Source organism: uncultured Photobacterium sp. (genome assembly GCF_947502415.1).
GTDB lineage: Bacteria > Pseudomonadota > Gammaproteobacteria > Enterobacterales > Vibrionaceae > Photobacterium.
The window spans coordinates 58,644-78,955 of sequence record NZ_CANMZV010000022.1; the positions used below are offsets into that span (position 1 = coordinate 58,644).

Sequence of the window (20,312 nt, forward strand, 5' to 3'; positions counted from 1 at the left end):
AGCGAGAGTAACTCAATGTCCAACAACTACGATTCATCAAGCATTAAGGTGCTTAAAGGCCTAGATGCGGTACGTAAGCGCCCAGGGATGTACATTGGCGATACCGATGACGGTACTGGCTTGCACCATATGGTCTTTGAGGTCGTCGATAACTCTATCGATGAAGCTCTTGCTGGCCACTGTGAAGATATTATTGTCACCATCCATGAAGATGGCTCCGTATCTGTGAGCGATGATGGTCGTGGTATTCCGACTGAAATGCACCCTGAAGAAGGGGTATCAGCAGCTGAAGTTATCATGACGGTACTTCACGCCGGTGGTAAATTCGACGATAACTCCTATAAAGTTTCTGGTGGTCTGCACGGGGTAGGTGTTTCCGTTGTGAACGCCTTGTCTGAAAAAGTGGAACTGACCATTCAGCGTGGTGGTTCTATTCACCAGCAGATTTATCGCCATGGTGAACCTCAGGCGCCGTTGGCAGTTATAGGTGAGACCGAAAATACCGGTACTCGTATCCGTTTCTGGCCGAGCGAAGAAACTTTTACCAATATCGAATTCCAGTATGAGATTTTGGCCAAGCGCCTTCGTGAGCTGTCGTTCCTGAACTCAGGCGTTTCTATCAAGTTGAATGATGAGCGTGAAGATGGCAAACAGGATCACTTCATGTACGAAGGTGGTATCCAGGCGTTTGTTGAACACTTGAACCGTAACAAGACTCCGATCCACCCTAAAGTATTCCACTTTGATTTTGAGCGTGAAGACGGTATTTCAGTAGAAGTGGCCATGCAGTGGAACGATGGTTTCCAGGAAAACATCTATTGCTTTACTAACAATATCCCGCAGCGTGATGGTGGTACTCACCTGGCTGGTTTCCGTGGTGCACTGACCCGTACCCTGAATAACTTCATGGATAAAGAAGGTTATTCTAAAAAAGCCAAGACAGCGACTTCCGGTGATGATGCCCGTGAAGGTTTGACCGCTGTGGTTTCTGTGAAAGTGCCTGATCCGAAATTCTCAAGCCAGACTAAAGATAAGCTGGTTTCGAGTGAAGTGAAGGCAGCAGTTGAATCTGCTATGGGCGAGAAGCTGAGTGAATTCCTGCTGGAAAACCCGAGCGATGCCAAGACGGTATGTAGCAAAATCATCGATGCATCCCGTGCCCGTGAAGCTGCTCGTAAAGCGCGAGAAATGACTCGTCGTAAAGGTGCGCTGGATTTAGCTGGTCTGCCAGGTAAGCTTGCTGACTGCCAGGAAAAAGATCCTGCGCTGTCTGAACTCTACATTGTGGAGGGTGATTCTGCAGGCGGTTCTGCCAAGCAGGGTCGTAACCGTAAGAACCAGGCAATCCTACCGCTGAAAGGTAAGATCCTGAACGTAGAAAAAGCCCGTTTCGACAAGATGCTATCTTCACAAGAAGTGGCAACGCTGATCACGGCAATGGGTTGTGGTATCGGCCGCGATGAATACAACCCGGATAAACTGCGTTATCACAACATTATCATCATGACCGATGCCGATGTCGATGGTTCGCACATCCGTACGCTGCTGTTGACTTTCTTCTACCGTCAGATGCCTGAACTGATCGAACGTGGTCATATCTATATTGCTCAGCCACCGCTTTACAAAGTGAAGAAGGGTAAGCAAGAGCAGTACATCAAAGATGATGAAGACATGAACCAGTACCAAGTTGCTCTGGCACTGGATAACGCTGCACTGTTTACGGCGGAAGGCGCGCCGGCTATTTCTGGCATGGCGCTGGAAGAGTTGGTGAAACAGTTCAATGGTGCGAATAAGCTGGTGGAGCGTATGAGCCGCCGTTATCCGACCCTGCTATTGAATGAGTTTATCTACCAGCCTCGCCTGACTGGCGAGATGCTTGCTGAACAGAGCGCAGTTAGCGCTTGGACTGAGTCTTTGGTTGCTGCGTTGAATGCTAAGCAGTCAGGTGAAAGTCAGTACAACTTTGAAGTTATTCGTGATGAAGAGAACAATGTTTGGTTGCCGAAAGTTGTGGTTCGTACTCACGGTGTCGATCATGAGTATGTGTTAAGTTTCGATCTGCTTAACTCTAAAGAGTACGCTAAGCTTGCAGAATTGTCGGAAGCACTGCATAACCTGCTTGATGATACGGCTTATGTACAGCGTGGTGAGCGTAAACAGCCAGTAAGCAGCTTCAAGGATTCGTTGGACTGGTTGATTAAAGAATCCCGCCGCGGCCTGTCGCTACAGCGATACAAAGGTCTGGGTGAGATGAACCCTGAACAATTGTGGGAAACTACAATGGATCCAGAATCTCGTCGCATGATGCAGGTGACAATCAACGATGCGGTTGCCGCTGATGAGTTATTTACGACATTGATGGGTGATCAGGTTGAACCTCGCCGTCACTTCATTGAAGAAAACGCACTGAACGCGAACCTGGACGTATAACCCAGACGCCCAGGTTCAGAACGTAATGCAGAAAACGCCGCTCTCAAGAGCGGCGTTTTTTTATCTATGTTTTTTACTCATGACTTTTTTGCGTTTTCTTCGTCAGTGTCTGTTGCGACGACGTTCTGAAAAAATAAGAGATTAGGCTACAGAGGAAAAAGAATATAAAAAATTTTCCTTGTGGGGTTGGAAAAGGTTCGTCCTATCCTTATATCTATTTATGAAGCGTTCGGTGCCATTGATTGGGCCGACGAAATATGGTTTGTCCCGAGGCGGAAAACCACTTCACTCATTTCATTATCGTTATATGTTTATTGCTTCAAGAGAAGGATAGTATTATGCGTAACCTAGATTTCACTCCTCTATACCGTTCTGCAATTGGCTTTGATCGTCTGTTCAATCAGATGGAAAAAAATGTCAGCAACACAAATGCAGGCTACCCTCCCTATAATATTGAACAGCAGGATGAGCACCACTATCGCATTACAATGGCAGTGGCAGGCTTTGCGGAAGACCAGCTTGATATTACTCAACAGCAAAACAAGCTGATTGTCCGTGGGACTCGTGAAGCGGCGAAAGACGAACATCAATACTTGTATCAGGGAATTGCCGAGCGTGATTTTGAACGCAAGTTCCAGCTGGCTGATTACGTTAAAGTGATTGGTGCGGAAATGGAAAATGGTCTGCTGCACATCGATCTTGAACGAGATATCCCGGAAGAGCAGAAGCCGCGTAAGATTGCGATTAACGGTCCGCGTTTGTTGGAAACTGAATAAACCGTCGTTCGGATAAGGTGTGAAAGGTCAGCTCTAGCTGGCCTTTTTTATTGCTGCCATTTCGCCGATAAATTTTCTTTTGAACCATAACTTGATTCATCTGCCAATTCTGTTTCCCACTATGCTTATTCTTAGTTAATTGCGAAGTTCTGTTTCACGTGAAACAGAACTGACTGTTGATGGGAGGAGAGCAGGGACTATGTCGACCATTACACGTTATGTCAGTACAGATCTGGATATATTTTCTCGGCAGGATTTATCGACGCTGGCGGCTTTCTTCCAAGACTGTGTCTGCATCCTACACTGCGGTTGGCGGGAAGAGACACTGTTTCAATTATCGCTCGAGCTTGCCACTGATGATTATGCATCGATTGAATCTGATCTTGATGCTCTGCTGACAGCCGCAGAGCACCTGCCGGAAGAGCTAAAGCCGCTGTGGTGCTCAGCGCTTGAAGTTGACTTTAATTTGGTTTTTGAAGCAGGCGGTCACCACCGACATCGCGTCAAGATACCGGCTAGTTTGCTTAAGCGGGTGGTGGCACTAAACGGCACTTTAAGTATCACGGCTTATCCATTAGATGCGGATTAAGTTGTAGCACTCGTTAAGTGCGACTAGCTAGTAACGGTAATTGCTACTGGCTTTTGAGAGGATAGGAAAGTTGAGTGAGAAAGCAAAGCTGCCGGATGGCAGCTTTGAACAGAAAGAAAATGGAAACCGTTATTTGGTTTGCTGGTAGGCTTTTTTTACTTCGTCGGCGATGATGGCAATACCGCGTTTCATGTCGTCATCCGTTTGAACATAGTTCATACGAAGACACTCATGAGTATGGCTCCAGTTATCGTCGAGGCCAATGAAGAAATATTCTCCGGGAACGATGAGTACCCCACGGGCTTTCAATCGTTGGTAAAGTGCCATGGTGGTGATAGGCAAGTCTTTAAACCAAAGCCAGAGAAACATCGCACCTTCTGGTTTGTGAATACGAAACCTGTCATCGGTTATAGCCGTTTGCAGCAATTCAACGGCATGTTGCGATTTACGCAGGTAGAAGGGTTTGATCACCGTTTCACTGAGCTGAAGCAGATCTTGGTTCTCAATCATTTTATGGGCTATCGCTGGGCCAACGCCTCCGGGAGCCAGGCTAAGTACGCCGTTCATATTGGCAATGGCGGTGGTCAGTTCTTCGCTGGCAATGACAATACCGCAACGAACGCCGGGCAAGCCAAGTTTGGACAAGCTCATGCACAGGATGGTGTTGTCATTCCAGAATGGGGTGACATCTTCAAAAATGATGTCCGGGAATGGCATGCCGTAGGCATTGTCGATAATGAGAGGAATATTGTGTTCACGTGCCAGTTCGTCAAGGTGACGAATCTCTTCGTCTGTCAGGACATTGCCGGTAGGGTTGGTCGGGCGTGAAGCACAGATAGCCCCGATGCTGTCATCAACAACTAAGTGGCTAAAGTCGATATGGTATTTAAATTGCCCATTGTTGAGCAGGGTGATCTCAGGACGGTAAGAAACAAACATATTATCGTCCAGGCCGGAATCACCATAACCAATATACTCCGGCGCAAGTGGTAATAAGATTTTTTTATTACTGCCGTCACTGAACTTTCCCGCCAGTAAGTTGAACAAATTGAAGAAGGCATTTTGACTGCCATTAGTCAGGGCAATATTTTTAGCCGTAATATCCCAGCCATAAGTTGAGCGAAGCAGTTGGGCTAGGGCATTGAGAAACACGTTCTTGCCCTGGGGACCGTCATAATTTGTTAGTGCCGCAGTCAATTCACCTGTTGCAGTCATTTGCTCACAGAGCTGATTGAAATACTTAACCATGTCTGGGATTTGTGCCGGGTTGCCGCCACCGAGCATGATGGCATCAGGGTTACGCAAGCCGTCGTTTAAATCGTCCATTAGTTGGGTGATCCCCGAATAACGGGCGAACTTATTTCCGAATGTAGAAAACTCCATTTTTACTTCCGACCTCAGTCTATTGCTCTTATCTATTATGATACTTCTACTGTATACATCATATTCACCAGTCAACATACCTTATCAAGCCTGAGAGGGAAAGGGGCCTAAATCACTGGTCATAACGTGTTTCACGTGAAACCTTGAAGTACCATTTCGATACCGAGTCATGTTATTCGACAGATCGAGATTGGACGAAGAGGGCTGGGTTATGGGAAAAGAATCTTTAATCGGTGGCGGTTGCGAGTGAAAAGCAGAGATAAAAAACCCCATGTCGATGGCATGGGGTTGGATTCCAGAGTGGGGAAGATTATTTCTGTAGTAGAGAAATATCGGCCACTTTCAGGAATTGGTTACGTAGCAGGTTCAGCATTGCCAGACGGTTCACTTTTAGCTTCTCGTCTTCAGCCATTACCATAACGTTGTCGAAGAACGCATCAACAGCTTCACGTAGGGTTGCTAGCTCAGACAGTGCTTGCTGGTAGTTACCTTCAGCAAAGAGTGGTGTTAGTGATGCAACCATTGCTTCTACTTTCTCAGCAAGGGCTTTCTCTGCATCTTCAACTAGCAGCGCACTATTGATGGCCGTTGGTAGCTCACCGTTGAATTTCGCCAGGATATTACCTACACGCTTGTTCGCTGCCGCCAGAGACTCTGCCGCTTCCAGACCACGGAAGTGAGTTACTGCTTTCACTCGCTTATCGAAGTCAGATGGCTGAGTTGGGCGACGGGCCAGAACTGCTTGGATTGCGTCAACACTGTGGCCTTCGTCTTGGTACCAAGCGCGGAAGCGACCCAGCATGAAGTCAATCACGTCGGCATCAACATTCTGGTTCGTCAGCTTCGCGCCAAACAGTTCCTTCGCTTTGCTGATCAGATCAACAAGGTCCAGGCTGTAGCCTTTTTCTACGATAATACGTAGCGCACCCAGTGCCGCACGACGAAGTGCGAATGGGTCGTTTGCACCTTTCGGATGCTGGCCGATACCGAAGATACCTACCAGGGTATCAATCTTGTCTGCCAGAGCGACGGCTGCGGCAACGTCGGATGATGGCAGTTCGTCACCAGCGAAACGAGGCATGTACTGCTCGTTCAGGGCAACGGCAACATCTTCGTGCTCACCATCCAGACGTGCGTAGTGCATGCCCATTACACCTTGGGTGTCGGTAAACTCGAATACCATCGACGTCATCAGGTCACATTTAGACAGCAGTCCTGCACGCTCAGCATGCTCGACATTACCACCAACAAGGCCGGCAATGTGACCAGCCATCGCTGTGATGCGGTCAGTCTTATCACGCAGTGTACCCAGCTGCTTCTGGAACAATACCGTTTCAAGTTCTGACAAGCGTTCTACCAATGGGCGCTTGCGGTCGGTATTGAAGAAGAACTCGGCATCAGCAAGGCGAGGGCGAACGACTTTCTCGTTACCTTCGATGATCTGACGAGGGTCTTTCGACACAATGTTAGATACGAAAATGAACTTAGGAACTAGGTTGCCTTGAGCATCGTAAACAGGGAAGTACTTCTGGTCACCCTTCATGGTGTAAACCAGCGCTTCAGAAGGAACGTTCAGGAACTCTTCTTCGAATGAAGCTGTAAGTACTACCGGCCACTCAACCAGGGAAGTTACTTCTTCAACTAGCTCGTCTTCAAGATCAGCGATACCGCCAACTTCTTCAGCGGCCTTTTGAGCATCTGCAAGAATAATTGCTTTACGAGCATCGTAATCTGCCATTACTTTGCCGCGCTCTTCAAGAATCGCTGGGTACTGGTCAGCATTGTCGATAGTGAATTCTGACTCACCCATGAAGCGGTGACCGCGGATTGTTCGCGCAGATTCAACACCCAGAATGCTACCTGGGATCAGCTCATCACCCAAAAGCATGGTGACAGTTTTCACAGGGCGGATAAATTGGGTTTCCTTGTCACCCCAGCGCATTGGCTTAGGGATAGGAAGCTTCGCCAGAGCCGTCGCTGCTAAGTCGCAAAGTAGGGCTTGTGCTGGCTGGCCTTTGACTTCCTGTTTGTACAGTAGCCATTCGCCTTTGTCTGTTTTCAGGCGCTCTGCCTGATCGACGCTGATGCCGTTACCGCGAGCCCAACCTTGAGCTGCTTTTGTCGGATTGCCATCAGCATCAAATGCTGCGCTTACTGCCGGGCCACGTTTTTCAACAACTTTGTCTGCCTGGCCGGCAGCCAGGGCAGATACTTTAAGTGCCAGACGGCGAGGGGCTGCAAACCACTTGATGTCCTGGTGGGCCAGATCAGCGGCTTTTAGTTCAGCTTCGAAGTTGGCAGCGAAAGCTTCAGCAAGGGTGCGGAGTGCTTTTGGTGGTAGCTCTTCGGTACCCAGCTCAATAAGGAAGTTCTTCTCGGTCATGCGATACCCTTACTTGTCTTTTTTGCACATAGGGAAGCCTAGGGCTTCACGTGATGCGTAGTAAGCTTCAGCAACTTGTTTAGTCAGGTTGCGGATACGCAGGATGTAACGCTGACGCTCGGTAACCGAGATCGCTTTACGTGCATCAAGTAGGTTGAAGGCATGGCCGGCTTTTAGAATACGCTCATATGCCGGTAGTGGCAGCGGAGTTTCCAGCGCTAGCAGTTCTTGGCTTTCTTTTTCGCATTGGTCGAAGAAAGTGAATAGGAAATCAACGTCAGCGTGTTCGAAGTTGTAAGTCGACTGCTCTACTTCGTTCTGGTGGAAGATGTCACCGTAGGTCACTTTGCCTAGTGGACCGTCAGTCCAAACCAGATCGTAAACAGAATCGACGCCTTGGATGTACATCGCCAGACGCTCGATACCGTAAGTGATTTCGCCGGTAACAGGTTTACATTCAAGGCCACCAACCTGCTGGAAGTAAGTAAACTGAGTTACTTCCATGCCGTTTAGCCAAACTTCCCAGCCTAGACCCCAAGCACCCAGGGTCGGGTTTTCCCAGTTGTCTTCAACAAAACGGATGTCATGCACTTGGGTGTCGACACCTAGGGCTTCCAATGAGCCTAGGTACAGTTCCTGGATGTTGTCTGGTGATGGCTTGATGATCACCTGGAACTGGTAGTAGTGCTGTAGACGGTTAGGGTTTTCACCGTAACGGCCGTCAGTTGGGCGGCGAGATGGTTGTACATACGCTGCTGCAATTGGTTCTGGACCCAGAGCTCGTAGACAGGTCATTGGGTGAGAGGTACCTGCACCAACTTCCATGTCCAACGGTTGTACAATGGTACAACCTTGCTGGCCCCAGTAATCCTGCAGCGCGAGGATCATGCCCTGAAAGGTTTTAATATCGTATTTCTGCATTGTCAGCTTCGCGAGATTAGTGGATTAAAAGAATTTTTTAGTAACAATCCAGTATACCTTGCATGGCAATTCCCGAGTAGGGCTGTTGCATGTTTTTTGGCCATCTTTGAGTAATTTGGTTAAATTAGTTGGTAAAGTTGGGGGAGGAAGTGCGGTGGCGATAGTTTTACACTGTTATGATATAGCTTCCGACGGGCTCGTTACAATGGGCGAGCTTGTGTTTTCGTAGCCCGTAACTTTGTGTGCGGGCAATACAATCACATCGATATGAAATCGAGATAATATGGACAAGACGATGGACTTCAATTCTTCATTGGTATCTACCAAATGGGTGCGTAATGTTATTTTTGCTTCCGCGACGGCAGTAGCGGCGGCAGGCTGTAGTACGGTGAACCCATACTCCGGAGAGTCTCAGACGGCCAAGGCGAGCAGTGGTGCGCTAATTGGGGCGGTAACTGGTGCAGCGATTGGTATCGCCTCTTCAAGCAAAAGCGATCGTGGTAAAGGCGCTCTGATTGGTGCGGCATCGGGGGCTGCTCTGGGGGGCGGGATCGGCTACTACATGGATGTGCAGGAAGCTGAGTTGCGCCAGCAGTTGCAATCGACAGGTATTAGCGTTACCCGTGATGGTGACAATATTGTACTGAACATGCCAAACGAAATTACTTTTGGTGTTGATCAGTCAGATTTGAGTACTCGAGCTAAACAAGCATTGTTTAACGTTGCCCTGGTGGCGAAAGAATATGATAAGACGTTGCTTAATGTTTACGGTTTTACCGACAGCAGTGGTTCTGAATCTTATAACCTGCGTTTGTCACAGGTTCGAGCCAGTGAGGTAAGTAACTTCCTGGTTCGTGAAGGTGTGGCTGCGCACCGTGTGGCGACGAAAGGGATGGGCGAAGCTCACCCAATTTCAACTAATAGGACTAAGCAGGGGCGTGCGGAAAATCGCCGTGTTGAAATCGTGTTGACTCCAACCTCTTAAGATCCGGTGGGCTGTCGGCGGCTATGTCTGGCAGCCCATTGAACTGTCTTTACAGCTTTCTTCTTTTGGCTTGATCCTTGGCTATTTGCTGGCTATTATTCACTTTCCTTTGGGGAGTAGCCTCTCTATCTAACGAGACAATCGTCAACATAATTGAAGCAAAATCTTCATGGCGGTTGTGACTCACACTAACCCTACTAGTGAGTTTGGCGAGACCATAGGCAAACCAGCATGAACCGGGGTGGGGCATGTGTGTTTGTCCGTGGTTATTAAATACAAATCCTCACCTCAAAGAGCATGTCGTGAGTATTTTAGCTGTGTCTATTACAACGGTTGCCTTGGCTGAGATCGGGGATAAAACCCAGTTGTTGTCTTTGCTGCTGGCCAGCCGTTATCGCAAACCTATCCCTATCATTTTAGCAATATTCTTAGCGACGATTGCCAATCATGCCTTAGCTGCCTGGCTAGGCGTTGTTGTTGCCGATTTTCTGACTCCTGAGATTCTCAAGTGGGTGTTGATTGTTAGTTTCATCCTTATGGCTGGCTGGATCCTGATCCCTGATAAGTTGAATGATGATGAGCAGATCTCTAATCGCGGTCCATTCGTGGCCAGCTTTATTGCGTTCTTTGTTGCAGAAATTGGGGACAAGACTCAGGTAGCCACAACGATGCTAGGGGCTAAGTTCCATGATGGTCTGATGTTGGTGGTATTGGGAACGACGATTGGTATGTTGCTGGCTAATGTGCCTGTGGTATTGATCGGTAAGCTGTCGGCTGACCGCATGCCTCTTGGTCTGATCCGTAAGGTAACGGCAGCCCTGTTTGCTGGGTTGGCGATTGCGGCAGCATTTGGATTGTAAGTGGCTGTGCTTTATGGAAGTACATTAGGCTGTTTCATGTGAAACATTATGTTACTGCTGAAATGATGACAGTCTTGTTACAGCATGAGGAACTGTGATTTTGGCAGCAGTGTGAAATACGGTGCCATGGTAAAGTGGAGTTAGGTATACGGTAGTAGGAGGGGGTATGAACCGTTTTCTCGCTATTTCTCCGCAAAGCCAGTTTTGGCTGTTTAACTTTGCCTTAGCCCTGAACATACTTGGTATGGTCGTGACTGATATGTGGCTGCCGATGGTGGTCGGGGCTATTGTGACGACATATCTTTCAGTCGATGCCCTGGTTCGGTTGCGCTATGTGCTGCCAATGAAAAAAGAAATCCGTGAGCTTCGACATGAGCTGGACAAGGCCAATAAAGCTTTGCGCGATAGTTATGAATCTCAGTAGGCAGTGATGAATTCCAGCCATTGATACTGGTCGTCAAAATAGATCTGAAATGTAAAAGGCAGCTCTCAGAGCTGCCTTTTTTAATTGGTTCCTTTTTGGATCAGGTACCGATAAGGAAGGTTATCAGTTTCTGCGGCCAGCAGGGTGTGATCCATAAAACGGCAAAAGCTTGGGATATCCCTGGTTGTGGAAGGATCGTCTGCCGTAACCAGAAGCGTATCGCCTTCGGCCATTTTTCTTACTGTTTTGCGTACCATCATTACTGGTTCCGGGCAGCGCAGGCCTTCAGCTTCCAGAGTATGTGTCGCGTTTTCAAAAATAGCTGTCATAACATATACGTGTTGTTTCGAAGTCACCGATCATACTTATGGGCAAGAATTAATCAATAAGGGTTGGCAAAAGAGAATAAAGCGTGTAACGTATTTAACATGCTGTTAACGATGTCTTCTAATGGATTAGGAGGGAATATGATGTTGACTCAGATGGACCGTTTGGCCATTTACAGTGTGCTGTGCTTTATTACCTTTTGCTCTTTGGTGATCCGCAGTCCTGATGAAATGAGTATTTTCGCGTTGGGTGGCCTTATTGCCGCTGCGCTGGGACTTTGGTTTGAACTCACCAACTCGCCAGAGCTCGAAGAAGAAAACTAGATTGCACATCATACACACTCCCCCAGTTTTCTTGGGCTTCCCCGCTTTTATAGCGGGATTTTTTTTATTGGGCGTTTCATAATACTCCCTATTATTGGGTTACCTGAAACGAGCAAGGCCGGAAATGGATCTAGAAGAAGTCTACCGCCGAGATTTGAACCTGTTGGTTGCATTGAAAGTGCTGCTGGAGGAAGGCAGTGTCAGTCGGGCGGCTGTCAGGTTAAACCTGAGTCAATCGGCGATGAGTCGGGTTTTGGGCCGTTTGCGTGATTTACTTGGTGATCCATTATTTACTCGCCAGGGACAACGTTTGTTACCAACTCAACGGGCTATGGAGCTGAACGAGTCTTTGAATGAGCCCTTAGAGGCGATGCGGATCTTGCTGACCCCTGTAGACTTTGAGCCTGCACGTTGCGAGCAGCACTTTGTGATCGCTACGACAGACTATGCGATGCAAACCATTTTGCCCTTTGCCTTGCCGCGTATTTATGAAGAGGCCCCGAATATCTCTCTGGAGTTCCCACCGTTGCAGCATGATCATTTGCTCAACCAGCTCACAACCGATGGTTGCGATATGGCGATTTGTCGTCCGACCGGTCCGATTGAGCCGCTGCGTCGCGATAGCCTTGGTCTGGTCAGTGTATTCTGCCTGTTGTCAAAGCTGCATCCATTAGCAGAGAAGGAACTCACTCTGGATGATTATCTGACATTCCCGCATGCCATGATAGCAATCAGTGACGGGGTGAAATCTCTGATTGATGGGGCGCTGCGGGGGTATCCGCAGCGAAAGATGGTGCTGCGGGCATATCATCTTGAAGCGGCATTGGCGATTGTCGATAAGATGCCGCTAATTATTACGGTGCCTGCGGATTTGGCTTATTTGGTTGCAGACAAACACGATCTGGTAATAAAGCCGTTGCCGTTTGAATTCAAGCCGTTTGATTATTCATTGATCTGGCATCCGCGTTGCGAACATTCGGCATCGCAGATCTGGCTGCGTAATTTGATCCAAGAAGAATGCGGCAAGCTTATCGATAAGCGGATCCACGATATGGGGTTGCTATAGCGGGTGGGCTCGGCGGGGATGAACGTCATAAAAAAGGCCAGCGGGGAGCTGGCCAAGGTAGTCAATATCTTACTTTTTAAGCTTTATAGTTTTATAACCACGCGGCCAGTGATCTGACCGTTTGTGATGGCTTCGGCGCATTCCGCAATGTCTTCTAGTGCGACTTCACGGCATGCCTGCTCATAGAAGCTGGCTGGCAGTAACTCAGTCAGACGCTGCCATGCCTGCTGGCGTTTTTCAAACGGACACATAACAGAGTCGATACCCAACAGGCTAACGTTACGCAGGATGAATGGCATCACCGTGGTTGGAAGATCAAAACCACCGGCCAGGCCACAAGCGGCAACTGCACCGTTGTAATCTACTTGGGCCAGTACTTTCGCCAGCACCTTGCTGCCTACGGTATCTACGGCACCCGCCCAGATTTGTTTTTCTAGTGGACGAGCCGGTTCTTCAAACTCACTACGCTCGATAATGCGGGTTGCACCCAGTTGTTTCAGTAGTTCACCGTTGGCTTCTGCACGGCCTGTCACGGCTGCGACCTGATAACCCAGCTGCGCAAGCAAGGTTACTGCTACTGAACCGACGCCGCCGCTGGCACCGGTTACTAATACTTCACCGGCTTCTGGTTTAACACCAGCATCGACTAGCGCTTGAACGCATAGCATGGCTGTCAGGCCGGCAGTACCGATCATCATGGCTTGTTTGCTTGTCAGGCCTGCAGGCTGCGGAACGAGCCAATCGGCTTTTAAGCGGGCTTTTTCTGCCATGCCGCCCCAATGGCCTTCGCCGACACCCCAGCCAGTCAGTACGACTTTATCACCAGCTTGATAACGTTCGTCGCTGGATTCAGACACTGTACCGGTTAGGTCGATACCTGGCACCATAGGGAACTGACGAACAATCCTGCCTTTACCAGTGATGGCCAAACCATCTTTGTAGTTCAGGGAAGAGTAATCAACATCGATAAGGACATCGCCTTCAGGAAGCTGTGACTCTTCGATTTGCTGAATACCAGCGATGGTTTTTTTCTCTTCTTGGTTAAGAACAAGTGCCTTAAACATAGGAATGCTCCGGATATTTGAAAAAGGGGCGTTGATGGCTACTGAGTGTAGTCCCGATATGACTATGAATAAAATGAAACTTTATCATTTCATCTATGCATACCGAGCATGAATTGGTGAGTATCGTTGATTGTGTTGGGGTATGGCAAAGAAAAGCCCGCAGTTGCGGGCTTTAGAAAGGGAGTGGAGGTTATTTGACGCGTTCGAAAACAGTGGCGATACCTTGGCCAAGGCCGATGCACATGGTTGCCAGGCCAAACTGGATATCATGGTGTTCCATCAGGTTGATCAGAGTCGTCGAGATCCGAGAACCTGAACAGCCTAGCGGGTGACCGAGAGCAATGGCTCCGCCATTGAGGTTGACCTTTTCGTCAACACTGCTGAGCAGCCCGAGAGCCTTGGCACAAGGCAGAGACTGGGCGGCAAAGGCTTCATTCAGTTCGACCATGCCAATGTTTTCCATGGTCAGCCCGGCGCGCTTCAGGGCTTTCTGGGTTGCCGGAACCGGGCCATAACCCATAATGGATGGATCGCAGCCTGCAATCGCCATTGATTTTACTCTGGCGCGGATAGTCAGGCCGAGCTCCTTGGCTTTGTCCTCACTCATGATCAGCATCGCCGAAGCGCCGTCGGACAGAGCCGATGAGCTGCCTGCGGTGACGGTTCCGTTAGCCGGATCGAATACGGGGCGAAGTCCGGCCAGGCTATCGACGGTAGTTTCCGGGCGGATCACTTCATCATAGTCATAGAGCTTGAGGCGGCCTTCCTCGTTATGGCCTTCGGTCGGTAGGATTTCGTTGCTGAAGCGGCCTTCAACGGTAGCGGCATGGGCTCGCTGGTGGGAGCGGGCGGCAAACTCGTCCTGCATTTCACGGCTGATGCCATGCATTCGACCGAGCATTTCTGCCGTCAGCCCCATCATTCCGGCTGCTTTGGCGACGGACTTTGATAACCCAGGGTGGAAGTCGACGCCATGATTCATCGGTACATGGCCCATGTGTTCGACACCGCCGATAAGGCAGGTATCGGCATCGCCGACCATAATGGCGCGGGCTGCATCATGCAGGGCTTGCATGGACGAACCACAAAGGCGGTTTACAGTGGTTGCTCCAACGGTATGGGGAATGCCAGCCAGCAGCGCGGCATTGCGGCCAACATTGAAGCCTTGCTCAAGAGTCTGTTGCACACAGCCCCAGTAGATATCTTCGATAGCCGCCGGATCGACTTGCGGGTTACGGGTCAGCAGGCCTTTCATTAGGTGTGCCGATAGATCTTCAGCCCGGACATTTCTGAACGCACCGCCTTTGGAACGACCCATTGGGGTACGGATACAGTCAACAATTACGACGTTATTCATTTTGTGTTCCTCATCCTTAAGTCGTTTTACGCTTGGCTCGGTACGTGTTTATCTGGGGTTGGGTAGTAAGCCTCGCCCTTGGTGGCCTTCTCCCTCAATCCGGCTGGTACTTGGTAGACGGCACCGAGGTGGGCGTATTGATCGGCCATAGCAACGTAGTTGGCCAGTCCCAATGTATCGAGGTAGCGGAAGATCCCGCCGCGGAAAGGAGGGAAACCAAGCCCATAAACTAAGGCCATGTCGGCTTCGGCCGGGCTGGCGATAATGCCTTCTTCGAGGCAGCGAACTACTTCGTTGATCATTGGCACCATCATTCGTGCAATGATTTCGTCACGGCTGTAGTCCGTGGAACCTCCGGATACGGGGGCTAGCAGTTTGGCAACATCCGGATCGGCATTTTTCTTCGGCTTGCCTTTGCGGTCAAGCGAATAGCTAAAGAAGCCTTTACCATTTTTCTGGCCGAAGCGCTGGGCTTCGAACATGACATCAACGGCATCTTTATAGTCTTTGCTCATGCGCTCTGGAAAGCCTTCCGCCATTACTGCCTGGGCATGGTGGGCGGTATCGATGCCGACGACGTCCAACAGGTAGGCCGGTCCCATCGGCCAGCCAAACTGTTTCTCCATGACTTTGTCTATCTGGAGGAAGTCGGCGCCATCTCGCATTAGCATGCTGAAACCAGCGAAGTACGGGAACAGGACACGATTAACAAAGAATCCGGGGCAGTCATTAACCACGATTGGGGATTTACCCATCTTGGCGGCGTAGGCAACGACACGGTTGATGGTTTCTTCTGAGGTATGTTCGCCGCGGATGATCTCAACCAGTGGCATTCGATGTACCGGGTTGAAAAAATGCATGCCGCAAAAGTTTTCTGGCCGTTTAAGGGATTTGGCCAGTAGGTTGATAGGGATAGTCGAGGTATTCGAGGTGATCACGGTATTGTCGCCAACCTGGCTTTCAACTTCGGATAAAACAGCGGCTTTGACTTTTGGGTTTTCGACTACAGCTTCGACAATAACGTCGCTTTCTTTGATACCTGCATAGTGCAGGCTCGGGTGGATCGATGATAATACCTTGGCAAGCTTTAATCCGTCGATGCGGCCGCGTTCAAGCTGTTTGTTCAGTAGCTTGGCAGCTTCCGTCATCCCCAGCTCCAGTGATGGCTCGGCGATATCTTTCATTAATACCGGAACCCCTTTGAGGGAAGACTGGTAGGCGATCCCGCCTCCCATGATCCCGGCTCCTAACACGGCACCTTTGCGGGTGGGCAGTCCTTCTTTGACGGCTTTTTTGGCTTTGCCTTTGATGTACTGGTCGTTGAGGAATATACCGACCAGTGCTTGGGCAATATCGGTTTTGGCCAGTTTGGTAAAGTGTTTGTTTTCCACTGCTAGAGCTTCATCACGCGAGAAGCCAGCAGCCTCTTCGATTGCCTTGACCGAGGTAATTGGTGCCGGGTAGTGGGGGCCGGCGATTTGAGTGACCATACCTTTGGCGGTAGTAAAGCTCATGGTCGCTTCAATTTTGTTGAGCTTTAATGGTGCTTTTTTCTGTTCGCGACGGCTTTGCCAGTCCAGCTTGCCGGCGATAGCGTCTTTAAGCATTGCCAGGGCGGCAGGTTTCAGGTTGTCGGGTTCGACGATGGCATCCACCAGGCCTAATTTCAGCGCATCCTGGGCTTTCTTATCTTTTCCTGCGGTAATAATTTCCATGGCTGAATCGGCACCGATCAGGCGAGGCAAGCGAACGGTACCACCAAAGCCGGGCATGATTCCAAGCTTGGTTTCCGGCAGGCCGATACGGGCAGTGGTATCCGCGAGTCGAAAATCAGTGGCGAGAACACATTCACAACCGCCGCCCAGGGCGTGGCCGTTAATTGCGGAAAGAGTTGGGACGGGTAGATCTTCTAATTTATTGAAGATGTCGTTGGCATGGCTCAGCCAGTAAGACAACTCTTCAGCAGGTTTGGCAAATAAGCCAAGAAACTCTGTGATATCAGCACCTACAACAAATGCATCTTTATTAGAGGTCAGCAGCAGGCCTTTGAGGTCGGATTGCTGATAAAGCGCATTCAGGGCTTCGTTGAAGCTTTCCAGGGTCGCGAGATCAAACTTATTGATTGGACCTGGAGCGTTGAGGTTGAGTTCCGCAATGCCATCTTCCAGATAGCTAACGGATAGGGTTTCACCTTGGTAAATCATGTTCTATCTCCATGAATTCCGGTTCTTTGCCGAATTAGATTTAACTGGTTAGACCTGTATGGCAGGTTAAAGATTAGTCTGAACCCGTTATGCAACGATTACAACACCTATCTTAAACAAATATTTAACTTTGGTGTGAATTAAGCGTGCCAATTCTTTATATAAATGAGGTGGTTAGTGTGTGTTTGTCTTTTATTTCCTTTCTTATCAAAGGGTTATGTTGCGGTTGCTGCTGCGGGTAAATGCGGGTAAATGCGGGCAAATATGTTGCGTAGATGTAGCGGTGGTTTGGGGCGGCAAGACTCCGTTCACTATGGTTTTGGGGGGCCTCTCTTTTTTACTGTGAGATTGAAGCCTCAACTGTACGCTGTGGTATCCTGAACCATTGTCTGTGGTTTTCTCAATGTAATCATCATTATGGAATCTGAACCGTATTTAATCCCGGTCGAAATGGCGACGTTTGAAGAAGAAATAAAGAAAAGTCGGTTTATTACCTACCTGGCCCATACCCCGTCGGTTGAGGCTGCCAAGGCATTTGTGCAGCAAATAAAAGCAAAACACAGTGATGCTCGCCATAATTGCTGGGCATTTGTAGCTGGGCGACCTTCAGATTCAATGAAATGGGGATTCAGTGATGACGGTGAGCCGTCAGGCACTGCGGGGAAGCCGATTCTGGCCCAGTTAACGGGATCTGGTATCGGTGAGATAACTGCTGTCGTCACTCGTTATTCTGGCGGGATCAAATTAGGTACCGGTGGGCTGGTTAAGGCATATGGTGGTGGTGTTCAGCAGGCATTAACTGTGTTGCAAACCAAAGAAAAAGTAATAACTTCGGAACTTACTCTGAGCTGCGCATATAATCAGGTGTCACTGGTTGAGTCGTTGCTGGCCGAGTATGCTGGGGTTCAGCTTAGTGCGGATTATGGTAACCAGGTCGAGATGATTGTGGCGGTTGATAGCCGGATTGTCGATGAGTTTACCGCAAAGCTGACGAATCGCAGCGGCGGGCGCATTATTCCGGTATCTGGCTCCCAGTAGTTCTTCAAACAATCACAATAACAGGATGAGAGCCAGCTAAGGCTATGCAATTTCGTTCCATTATCAGAATCGTCGGGCTGCTGCTCGCGTTGTTCAGTGTCACCATGCTGGCACCGGCACTGGTTGCGTTAATTTACCGTGACGGTGCAGGTTACCCTTTTGTGGTTACTTTCTTCCTTCTTTTTGCCGGTGGAGCCTTACTTTGGGTGCCAAACCGGCGTTATCGCCGGGAGCTTAAGGCCCGAGATGGCTTTTTAATCGTCGTCTTGTTCTGGACGGTTATCGGCAGTGCCGGCGCCGTGCCATTTATATTGGCAGAGACGCCCGCCATGTCGGTCACGGATTCTTTCTTTGAAGCTTTTTCTGCATTGACGACAACCGGGGCGACAGTCATTGTCGGACTCGACCATTTGCCCAAGGCAATCCTCTTTTACCGTCAGCTCCTACAGTGGTTCGGCGGTATGGGTATCATTGTGTTGGCTGTGGCTATCCTTCCGGTGCTCGGTATCGGTGGTATGCAGCTTTATCGCGCTGAAATTCCGGGTCCGGTCAAAGACAGCAAGATGACCCCGCGGATCGCTGAGACGGCTAAAACACTGTGGTATATCTACCTGGCTCTTACAATTAGTTGTGCGGTTGCGTTTTGGATGGCCGGGATGAGTGTATTTGATGCGATCTCCCATAGCTTCTCGACTGTAGCGATCGGTGGCTTCTCGACTCATGATGCCAGTATGGGCTATTTTGCTAGCCCGACTATTAATATGATCACTGTGGTGTTCCTGCTGATTTCTGGGTGTAATTTCTCTTTGCATTTTGCTGCGTTTGCCAATGGCGGGGTGCATTTACGCACCTACTGGCGAGATCCGGAGTTTCGGGCATTCTTTGCTACCCAGCTTATTCTATTGCTGATTTGTTTTGGTTTGCTTCTTAAGCACCATTCTTACGATTCCCTCTATGATGCTTTTGATCAGGCATTGTTCCAGACTGTATCTATCTCGACCACGGCAGGCTTCACTACCACGAGTTTTGCCGAGTGGCCGCTGTTTTTGCCTGTCCTTTTGCTGTTTTCTTCATTTGTGGGTGGCTGTGCTGGCTCGACTGGGGGCGGTATTAAAGTCATTCGGATGTTGCTGCTATTACTGCAGGGAGTCAGAGAGCTTAAGCGTCTGGTTCACCCAAGAGCAGTATATACGATCAAAATTGGTAATAAGGCGCTGCCTCAGCGGGTCGTTGATGCGGTATGGGGCTTTTTCTCTGCCTATGCGCTTGTTTTTGTGATTTGTATGTTGGGATTAATTGCAACAGGTCTTGATGAACTGACGGCATTCTCTGCGGTTGCGGCGACCTTGAACAACCTTGGTCCTGGTCTGGGTGAGGTGGCGGTTCATTTTGGGGAGATCAACGATCCTGCTAAGTGGGTATTAATTCTCTCGATGTTATTTGGTCGTTTGGAAGTGTTTACGTTATTGGTACTGTTTACTCCAACATTCTGGCGAAACTAAGGAGCGCAAGTGGAAAAGGTTTTACTTCTTCATTCAGGCTGTGACGGGCAGACCGTTAAAATCCTGCGTTATATAGAAGAGCAAATGGGAACAGGTTGCCAATGTGAATTGAAAGATTTGAATATGCTACCTGAGATTGACTTTGCTAATTATCAGCGGGTGTTGATTGGTGCATCTATTCGCTATGGCCACCTAAATAAAAAGCTGTATGAATTTATTCGTATTAATCAGCAGGCCTTGGAGAAACATAAGGTGGGTTTCTTTTGTGTGAACCTGACAGCCCGTAAAGAAGGGAAGAATACACCTGAAACCAGCGTATATATGAAGACGTTTCTCAAAAAGTCACCTTGGCAGCCTAAATTACAGGCTGTATTTGCCGGGGCGCTGCGTTATCCAAGGTACAGTTGGTTTGATAGGGTGATGATTCAGTTCATTATGCGTCTGACTGGCGGTGAAACAGACCCAACAAAAGAGGTGGAATACACAGATTGGGATAAGGTTTCGCTGTTTGCACGTCAGTTTCAGCAGTTTTAAGTGTGTTTTATGATGCCTTAGTTTGTTTTTTGTTCGAAAAGCTTTTTTTTGTGAGTTTTTTTCAAAAAGCCCCTTGCTAACGTGATCGAAGTCTCTATAATGCCATCTCACCGACACGGAGCACGGCACTTAAGCCAGCAACGTAG

At 49.0% G+C, this 20,312-nt stretch carries 18 protein-coding genes and 1 riboswitch; of the genes, 11 read left to right on the forward strand and 7 right to left on the reverse strand.

The window, feature by feature from the left end:
- The first annotated feature begins 15 nt into the window (after positions 1 to 15).
- The 3 genes from gyrB (at position 16) to Q0852_RS19105 (ending at position 3,795) form a co-directional block, all read left to right on the forward strand.
- Positions 16 to 2,430, forward strand: a complete 2,415-nt coding sequence (gene gyrB / locus Q0852_RS19095; protein WP_299020875.1) for a DNA topoisomerase (ATP-hydrolyzing) subunit B — start codon at positions 16 to 18, stop codon at positions 2,428 to 2,430.
- A 338-nt stretch (positions 2,431 to 2,768) separates the two neighbouring features.
- The gene (ibpA, locus tag Q0852_RS19100; protein ID WP_299020877.1) at positions 2,769 to 3,206 is read left to right on the forward strand and encodes a small heat shock chaperone IbpA; all 438 of its coding nucleotides are present in this window, start codon (positions 2,769 to 2,771) and stop codon (positions 3,204 to 3,206) included.
- Positions 3,207 to 3,405: 199 nt separating this feature from the next.
- Positions 3,406 to 3,795 carry a hypothetical protein gene (locus Q0852_RS19105; protein WP_299020880.1) on the forward strand — a complete coding sequence of 130 codons (390 nt, stop codon included), beginning with the start codon at positions 3,406 to 3,408 and terminating at the stop codon, positions 3,793 to 3,795.
- Positions 3,796 to 3,924: 129 nt separating this feature from the next.
- Here Q0852_RS19105 and Q0852_RS19110 read toward each other — a convergent pair whose 3' ends face one another.
- The 3 genes from Q0852_RS19110 to glyQ form a co-directional block, all read right to left on the reverse strand.
- Positions 3,925 to 5,178, reverse strand: coding sequence for a valine--pyruvate transaminase (locus Q0852_RS19110; RefSeq protein WP_299020882.1), 1,254 nt, complete (start codon positions 5,176 to 5,178; stop codon positions 3,925 to 3,927).
- 310 nt (positions 5,179 to 5,488) lie between these two features.
- Positions 5,489 to 7,561 carry a glycine--tRNA ligase subunit beta gene (gene glyS, locus Q0852_RS19115; protein WP_299020885.1) on the reverse strand — a complete coding sequence of 691 codons (2,073 nt, stop codon included), beginning with the start codon at positions 7,559 to 7,561 and terminating at the stop codon, positions 5,489 to 5,491.
- Positions 7,562 to 7,570: 9 nt separating this feature from the next.
- Positions 7,571 to 8,482, reverse strand: coding sequence for a glycine--tRNA ligase subunit alpha (gene glyQ, locus Q0852_RS19120; RefSeq protein ID WP_299020887.1), 912 nt, complete (start codon positions 8,480 to 8,482; stop codon positions 7,571 to 7,573).
- A gap of 283 nt (positions 8,483 to 8,765) precedes the next feature.
- On the opposite strand from glyQ, the gene Q0852_RS19125 reads away from it, so the two are divergent.
- The 3 genes from Q0852_RS19125 (at position 8,766) to Q0852_RS19135 (ending at position 10,751) form a co-directional block, all read left to right on the forward strand.
- The gene (locus Q0852_RS19125; RefSeq protein WP_299020889.1) at positions 8,766 to 9,467 is read left to right on the forward strand and encodes an OmpA family protein; all 702 of its coding nucleotides are present in this window, start codon (positions 8,766 to 8,768) and stop codon (positions 9,465 to 9,467) included.
- Between the two features lie 99 nt (positions 9,468 to 9,566).
- A riboswitch (yybP-ykoY riboswitch) is annotated at positions 9,567 to 9,674 on the forward strand.
- A gap of 95 nt (positions 9,675 to 9,769) precedes the next feature.
- Positions 9,770 to 10,327, forward strand: coding sequence for a TMEM165/GDT1 family protein (locus Q0852_RS19130; RefSeq protein ID WP_299020891.1), 558 nt, complete (start codon positions 9,770 to 9,772; stop codon positions 10,325 to 10,327).
- 166 nt (positions 10,328 to 10,493) lie between these two features.
- Positions 10,494 to 10,751: a hypothetical protein gene (locus tag Q0852_RS19135; RefSeq protein ID WP_299020893.1), complete on the forward strand. Its 258-nt coding sequence runs from the start codon at positions 10,494 to 10,496 to the stop codon at positions 10,749 to 10,751.
- 80 nt (positions 10,752 to 10,831) lie between these two features.
- Here Q0852_RS19135 and tusA read toward each other — a convergent pair whose 3' ends face one another.
- Positions 10,832 to 11,080 (reverse strand): sulfurtransferase TusA, encoded by a 249-nt coding sequence (gene tusA, locus Q0852_RS19140; RefSeq protein ID WP_299020896.1) that lies wholly within the window; start codon positions 11,078 to 11,080, stop codon positions 10,832 to 10,834.
- A gap of 141 nt (positions 11,081 to 11,221) precedes the next feature.
- Here tusA and Q0852_RS19145 point away from each other — a divergent pair, with 141 nt between their 5' ends.
- Together Q0852_RS19145 and Q0852_RS19150 are read left to right on the forward strand one after the other, a co-directional pair.
- Complete coding sequence (locus Q0852_RS19145; RefSeq protein WP_299020916.1) at positions 11,222 to 11,401, forward strand: hypothetical protein; 180 nt, start codon at positions 11,222 to 11,224, stop codon at positions 11,399 to 11,401.
- A gap of 124 nt (positions 11,402 to 11,525) precedes the next feature.
- On the forward strand, positions 11,526 to 12,467 hold the full coding sequence (locus Q0852_RS19150; protein ID WP_299020898.1) for a LysR family transcriptional regulator: 942 nt from the start codon (positions 11,526 to 11,528) through the stop codon (positions 12,465 to 12,467).
- Positions 12,468 to 12,550: 83 nt separating this feature from the next.
- Here Q0852_RS19150 and Q0852_RS19155 read toward each other — a convergent pair whose 3' ends face one another.
- The 3 genes from Q0852_RS19155 to fadB all read right to left on the reverse strand — a co-directional run bounded on the left by Q0852_RS19155 (position 12,551) and on the right by fadB (position 17,092).
- The gene (locus Q0852_RS19155) at positions 12,551 to 13,531 is read right to left on the reverse strand and encodes an MDR family oxidoreductase (RefSeq protein WP_299020901.1); all 981 of its coding nucleotides are present in this window, start codon (positions 13,529 to 13,531) and stop codon (positions 12,551 to 12,553) included.
- Positions 13,532 to 13,721: 190 nt separating this feature from the next.
- Positions 13,722 to 14,888 carry an acetyl-CoA C-acyltransferase FadA gene (gene fadA / locus Q0852_RS19160; protein ID WP_299020904.1) on the reverse strand — a complete coding sequence of 389 codons (1,167 nt, stop codon included), beginning with the start codon at positions 14,886 to 14,888 and terminating at the stop codon, positions 13,722 to 13,724.
- A gap of 26 nt (positions 14,889 to 14,914) precedes the next feature.
- On the reverse strand, positions 14,915 to 17,092 hold the full coding sequence (gene fadB, locus Q0852_RS19165) for a fatty acid oxidation complex subunit alpha FadB (RefSeq protein WP_299020906.1): 2,178 nt from the start codon (positions 17,090 to 17,092) through the stop codon (positions 14,915 to 14,917).
- 417 nt (positions 17,093 to 17,509) lie between these two features.
- On the opposite strand from fadB, the gene Q0852_RS19170 reads away from it, so the two are divergent.
- From Q0852_RS19170 to hemG, 3 genes are read left to right on the forward strand one after another with little or no spacing between them, the layout of a single operon-like run.
- A complete protein-coding gene (locus Q0852_RS19170) occupies positions 17,510 to 18,130 on the forward strand; it encodes a YigZ family protein (protein ID WP_299020908.1) in 621 nt (206 codons plus the stop codon).
- Positions 18,131 to 18,174: 44 nt separating this feature from the next.
- Positions 18,175 to 19,632 carry a TrkH family potassium uptake protein gene (locus Q0852_RS19175; RefSeq protein WP_299020910.1) on the forward strand — a complete coding sequence of 486 codons (1,458 nt, stop codon included), beginning with the start codon at positions 18,175 to 18,177 and terminating at the stop codon, positions 19,630 to 19,632.
- A gap of 9 nt (positions 19,633 to 19,641) precedes the next feature.
- The gene (gene hemG, locus Q0852_RS19180) at positions 19,642 to 20,166 is read left to right on the forward strand and encodes a menaquinone-dependent protoporphyrinogen IX dehydrogenase (protein WP_299020912.1); all 525 of its coding nucleotides are present in this window, start codon (positions 19,642 to 19,644) and stop codon (positions 20,164 to 20,166) included.
- The last annotated feature ends 146 nt before the right edge of the window (positions 20,167 to 20,312 follow it).

What these genes read in the sequence shown, in the direction of transcription:
- Q0852_RS19170 (WP_299020908.1), top strand. Translation starts at nt 17,510, where the DNA reads ATGGAATCTGAACCGTATTTAATCCCGGTCGAAATGGCGACGTTTGAA.
- gyrB (WP_299020875.1), top strand. Translation starts at nt 16, where the DNA reads ATGTCCAACAACTACGATTCATCAAGCATTAAGGTGCTTAAAGGCCTA.
- Q0852_RS19110 (WP_299020882.1), bottom strand. Translation starts at nt 5,178, where the DNA reads ATGGAGTTTTCTACATTCGGAAATAAGTTCGCCCGTTATTCGGGGATC.
- glyS (WP_299020885.1), bottom strand. Translation starts at nt 7,561, where the DNA reads ATGACCGAGAAGAACTTCCTTATTGAGCTGGGTACCGAAGAGCTACCA.
- glyQ (WP_299020887.1), bottom strand. Translation starts at nt 8,482, where the DNA reads ATGCAGAAATACGATATTAAAACCTTTCAGGGCATGATCCTCGCGCTG.
- Q0852_RS19105 (WP_299020880.1), top strand. Translation starts at nt 3,406, where the DNA reads ATGTCGACCATTACACGTTATGTCAGTACAGATCTGGATATATTTTCT.
- fadB (WP_299020906.1), bottom strand. Translation starts at nt 17,092, where the DNA reads ATGATTTACCAAGGTGAAACCCTATCCGTTAGCTATCTGGAAGATGGC.
- tusA (WP_299020896.1), bottom strand. Translation starts at nt 11,080, where the DNA reads ATGACAGCTATTTTTGAAAACGCGACACATACTCTGGAAGCTGAAGGC.
- Q0852_RS19175 (WP_299020910.1), top strand. Translation starts at nt 18,175, where the DNA reads ATGCAATTTCGTTCCATTATCAGAATCGTCGGGCTGCTGCTCGCGTTG.
- ibpA (WP_299020877.1), top strand. Translation starts at nt 2,769, where the DNA reads ATGCGTAACCTAGATTTCACTCCTCTATACCGTTCTGCAATTGGCTTT.
- fadA (WP_299020904.1), bottom strand. Translation starts at nt 14,888, where the DNA reads ATGAATAACGTCGTAATTGTTGACTGTATCCGTACCCCAATGGGTCGT.
- Q0852_RS19125 (WP_299020889.1), top strand. Translation starts at nt 8,766, where the DNA reads ATGGACAAGACGATGGACTTCAATTCTTCATTGGTATCTACCAAATGG.
- Q0852_RS19135 (WP_299020893.1), top strand. Translation starts at nt 10,494, where the DNA reads ATGAACCGTTTTCTCGCTATTTCTCCGCAAAGCCAGTTTTGGCTGTTT.
- Q0852_RS19150 (WP_299020898.1), top strand. Translation starts at nt 11,526, where the DNA reads ATGGATCTAGAAGAAGTCTACCGCCGAGATTTGAACCTGTTGGTTGCA.
- Q0852_RS19155 (WP_299020901.1), bottom strand. Translation starts at nt 13,531, where the DNA reads ATGTTTAAGGCACTTGTTCTTAACCAAGAAGAGAAAAAAACCATCGCT.
- Q0852_RS19145 (WP_299020916.1), top strand. Translation starts at nt 11,222, where the DNA reads ATGTTGACTCAGATGGACCGTTTGGCCATTTACAGTGTGCTGTGCTTT.